Origin of the sequence: Melaminivora alkalimesophila, assembly GCF_000282995.1 — a bacterium.
GTDB lineage: Bacteria > Pseudomonadota > Gammaproteobacteria > Burkholderiales > Burkholderiaceae_C > Melaminivora > Melaminivora alkalimesophila.
In genome coordinates this window covers 1-3,978 of record NZ_ALEE01000412.1, presented here as the reverse complement: position 1 = coordinate 3,978, position 3,978 = coordinate 1, and the positions used below count along the sequence as shown (strand labels likewise).

At 72.6% G+C, this 3,978-nt stretch carries 5 protein-coding genes; 3 read left to right on the top strand and 2 right to left on the bottom strand.

All coding sequences use genetic code 11. From position 1 onward, the window contains the following. The first annotated feature begins 272 nt into the window (after positions 1–272). The 3 genes from A612_RS16100 (at position 273) to A612_RS07970 (ending at position 1,994) form a co-directional block, all read left to right on the top strand. Positions 273–737, top strand: coding sequence for a hypothetical protein (locus A612_RS16100; protein WP_019373980.1), 465 nt, complete (start codon positions 273–275; stop codon positions 735–737). A 43-nt stretch (positions 738–780) separates the two neighbouring features. Further along, positions 781–1,329 carry a hypothetical protein gene (locus A612_RS07975; protein WP_019373979.1) on the top strand — a complete coding sequence of 183 codons (549 nt, stop codon included), beginning with the start codon at positions 781–783 and terminating at the stop codon, positions 1,327–1,329. Between the two features lie 98 nt (positions 1,330–1,427). After that, positions 1,428–1,994, top strand: coding sequence for a hypothetical protein (locus A612_RS07970; RefSeq protein ID WP_019373978.1), 567 nt, complete (start codon positions 1,428–1,430; stop codon positions 1,992–1,994). 37 nt (positions 1,995–2,031) lie between these two features. Here A612_RS07970 and A612_RS07965 read toward each other — a convergent pair whose 3' ends face one another. Both A612_RS07965 and A612_RS07960 read right to left on the bottom strand, forming a co-directional pair. Beyond that, positions 2,032–3,342 carry a solute carrier family 23 protein gene (locus tag A612_RS07965; RefSeq protein WP_019373977.1) on the bottom strand — a complete coding sequence of 437 codons (1,311 nt, stop codon included), beginning with the start codon at positions 3,340–3,342 and terminating at the stop codon, positions 2,032–2,034. Positions 3,343–3,434: 92 nt separating this feature from the next. Then, the coding region (locus A612_RS07960; protein ID WP_019373976.1) for an FAD-dependent monooxygenase at positions 3,435–3,978 on the bottom strand (544 nt) is incomplete at its 5' end.

Sequence of the window (3,978 nt, the reverse complement as noted above, 5' to 3'; positions counted from 1 at the left end):
GGGCCCGCCAGCGCGAGCGGCTGGAGCGCAGCTCCGACGAGTTCGACCTGCTGGCCGCGGGCATCGAGCTGGTGTGGTCCTGGCTGCGACGCTGAGGCAGCAACCCGGGCGCTGCCGCCTCCTTTTTTGACGGCGCCGCGCTGGCGTCCGCGCCTACGCCAGGCTGGGAAATTCCTTCACGGCCCCACCCGCGGGCCCGGCGAAGAATGGCCGCGTCCCCCCCAGGCGCCTGGATGTTCCGGCGCCTGAACCCTTCCCGGAGAGAGCCCACCATGTCCAACCGAACCCTCACCGGCCTGGCGCTGGCCGCTGGCCTGGCGCTGACCGCCGGCGGCGCCTGGGCGCAGGCCGGCAATGCCGCCAGCCCGACCACGGCCACCACCCCCTCGACCACCGTCGGCACGACCGACCAGGAGGCGCGCCAGGCGACCCGGGAGGCGGTGCCGCGTTCCGACACCGCCACCCTGGTGCGCACCGGCCCCTCGGCCGCCGAGCGCGCTGCCGACATGACGAAGAACGACGACGGCAATGCGCCGCCGGCCACGCCCTCCCAGGCCCTGCGCAGCAACGACGCCCACCGCGATGGCGCGGCTGCCGCCAGTGGCGCCGCGACCAGCACCAGCACCACGGCCGACCGCAGCAGCACTGCCGCCAACGGCAACGCCGCCACTGCCCCGGCCGGTGCGTCCAGCGCAGAGCGCGCCCGCGCCCGTGCGCCGCGCGCCGACCGCAACTGAGGCGCTTCGCCCCGATCCACCCTTCATCCCCAGGAGATCTTCCATGAACACCACCACCACCGCCCACCCCGCGGCCACCTCCAGCTACCTCGTGACCGGCCTGTTCCCCGACCGCGATTCCGCCGAAGCCGCCTACAACGCGGCGCACTCGCGCGGCTACACCACCGAGGACGTGAACCTCATCATGTCGGACGATGCGCGCGCGCGCCACTTCGGCACCGAGGCCGTCGAGACGGAACTGGGCAACAAGGCCGCCAAGGGCGCAGGCATCGGCGGCGCCATCGGCGGCACCGTGGGCGCCGTGGCGGCGGCCATCGCTGCCGTCGGCACCACGCTGGCGCTGCCCGGCCTGGGCGTGGTCGTCGCCGGCCCGATCGCTGCGGCCGTGGCCGGTGCGGGCGCCGGCGCCGCCGGAGGCGGGCTGGTGGGCGCGCTGATCGGCTGGAGCATGCCCGAGGAGCGCGTCAAGGAATACGAGGAAGGTCTCAAGGAAGGCCGGATCCTCATGGGTGTGCACGCCCGCTCGGACGAGGACGCCGCCTACCTCGAGGAGCAGTGGCGCCAGAACCGCGGCGAGCGCATCTACCGCTGATGCCCGGCTGCCGGTGGCAGGGGCGGGCCGCTGCGCTCCTCCTGGCCCTGGCGGGCATTGCTGCCCATGCTGCCCCGCCCGCCGGGGATGCGGCGCCCATGGTGCCCGCGCTGTCCGGGGAAGCGCAGGCGGTGCTGGCCTGGGTGCGCGCCAGCGGCGACAACGGCGCAATGCCCTTCGCCCTGGTGGACAAGCGCGGCGCGGCGGTTCATGTGTTCGACGCCGCGGGTGCCTGGCAGGCCTCGGCGCAGGCGCTGCTGGGCCTGGCGCGCGGCGACCATTCGGTGCCCGGCATCGGCGAGCGACCGCTGTCGCAGATTGCCCTGCACGAGCGCACCACGCCGGCCGGGCGTTTCCTCTCCGAGCCGGGGCGCAACCTGCAAGGCGAGGACATTGTCTGGGTCGACTACGACGACGCCCTGTCGCTGCACCGCGTGCGCGCCACCCGGGCGTCGGAGCGGCGACTGCAGCGCCTGGCCAGCCGGGCGGTGGAGGACAACCGCATCTCCTACGGCTGCATCAACGTGCCGGCCTCGTTCTACGACCGTTTCATCGCCCCGACGCTCGGTCAGCACGCCGGGGTGATTTACGTGCTCCCAGAGACCCGCCCGGCAGCGGACTTCTTCGGCTTCGCGCCCCGGCAGCAACCGGCGCCGGCGCGCTGAGGCTGCATCCAGTGCCGCATCCGGTGCCGGTGCCAGCTCAGCCGTGCAGCGGTGCGGTGCTCGAGCGGCCGCGCGAGAGCAGGGCGTTGAGCACGATGGCGCCGAAGGTGGCGGTCCCGATGCCGCCCAGCGCGAAGTCACCGAATTTCAGCGTGAACTCGCCCGTGCCGAGGATCAGCGTGATGGCGGCGACCAGCAGGTTGCTGCTCTGCGAGAAGTCCACCCGGTTGTCCACCCAGATCTTCGCGCCGGCGATCGCGATCAGCCCGAACACCACGATCGACACACCGCCCATCACCGGCAGCGGAATGGCCTGGATCAGCGCGCCGAACTTCGGGCTGAAGCCCAGCAGCACGGCCAGCACCGCCGCCACCAGGAACACCGCGGTGGAGTAGATGCGCGTGGCCGCCATGACGCCGATGTTCTCCGCGTAGGTCGTCACGCCCGTGCCCCCGGCGGCGCCGCTCACCATGGTGGCGATGCCGTCGCCGATGAAGGCGCGGCCCATATACTGGTCGATGTTGCGCCCCGTCATGGCCGTGACGGCCTTGATGTGGCCCAGGTTTTCCGCCACCAGGATGATGACCACCGGCACGATCAGCAGCATCGCCGGCGCGCTGAATTCGGGCGCATGAAACTGCGGCATCCCCAGCCACGGCGCCGCCGCCACGCCCGACAGGTCGATCGGCTTGCCCAGCCCCATGCCGTTGGTCAGCAGCGCGTAGGCGATGCTCGCCAGCACCAGCCCCACCAGGATCAGCAGGCGCTGCACCATGCCGCGGGTGAACACCGCCACCAGCGCCACGCAGACGAAGGTCAGGGCCTGCATCCAGGCCTCGAAGTTGTTCGCCGCCATGTTCTTGATGGGCACGCCCGCCAGGTTCAGCCCGATCACCGCGACCACCGCGCCGGTCACCACCGGCGGCATGAAGCGCTCGATCCAGCCCGTGCCAACCAGGTGCACCACCACGCCCACCAGCGTGTAGATGGCGCCGCAGGCGATGATCCCGCCCAGCGCCAGGCCGATGTTCTCGTTCGGCCCCTGGCCGGCGTAGGCGGTGGCGGCGATCACCACGCCGATGAAGGCGAAGGACGAGCCCAGGTAGCTGGGCACCTTGCCGCCGGTGATCAGGAAGAAGATCAGCGTGCCGATGCCGCTCATGAACACCGCCAGGTTGGGGTCGAAGCCCATCAGGATCGGTGCCAGCACGGTCGAGCCGAACATCGCGATCACGTGCTGCACGCCCATCAGCCCGGTCTGCGGCCAGGGCAGGCGCTCGTCGGGCGCGATCACCCCGCCCGCGCGCAGCACCTCGGCCGGCCGTTCGCTCCATTGGAAGAAGCCCATCTGTCACTCCTGCTTGCAAAAAGGTGGCGCGATGGTAGAGGGTTTGGCGCCGGGCGGCAGGGTGGGGCGCCACGCGGCGCGGGCGCGCTTCTTCAGTTGGGCTGCACGTGCGCCGGCCAGGCCGGGCGGCGGCCCGTGAGCTGGCTGACGATGGCCGCCTGCAGCGGCGGCAGGCGCCGCGCGCCCTCCAGCACCACGCGCCGCGCCAGCCGCGGCAATGCGCGCGTGTCGGTGTACAGGCGCACGATGGCGTTGGTGCCCTGGAACAGCGGCCAGGCGTGCAGGTGCTGCGCGCGCGCGTAGCGCGCCAGCAGGTGGGCGGCGCCCAGGTCGCGGCCGCGCGCGTGCGCCTCGGCCAGCACGCGCGTAAGCGTCGCCACGCCCGACAGGCCCAGGTTGAAGCCGTGCGCCGTGACCGGGTGCATGCCCACGGCGGCATCGCCCAGCAGCGCGCAGCGCGCACCCGAGAAGCGGTGGGCATAGACGGCTACCAGCGGATAGGCATGGCGCTCGCCTGTCAGCTCCATGGCGCCCAGCCGGTGCTGGAACTGCGCCGCCACCTCGGCGGCGAAGGCCGCGGGCGAGAGCTCCAGCAGCGCCTGCGCCTGCCCGCTGTCGGCCGTGACCACGGCCGAG

Excerpts from the sequence above, each read along its gene's own strand:
- A612_RS07965 (WP_019373977.1), bottom strand. The coding sequence starts at position 3,342 with ATGGGCTTCTTCCAATGGAGCGAACGGCCGGCCGAGGTGCTGCGCGCG.
- A612_RS16100 (WP_019373980.1), top strand. The coding sequence starts at position 273 with ATGTCCAACCGAACCCTCACCGGCCTGGCGCTGGCCGCTGGCCTGGCG.
- A612_RS07970 (WP_019373978.1), top strand. The coding sequence starts at position 1,428 with ATGGTGCCCGCGCTGTCCGGGGAAGCGCAGGCGGTGCTGGCCTGGGTG.
- A612_RS07975 (WP_019373979.1), top strand. The coding sequence starts at position 781 with ATGAACACCACCACCACCGCCCACCCCGCGGCCACCTCCAGCTACCTC.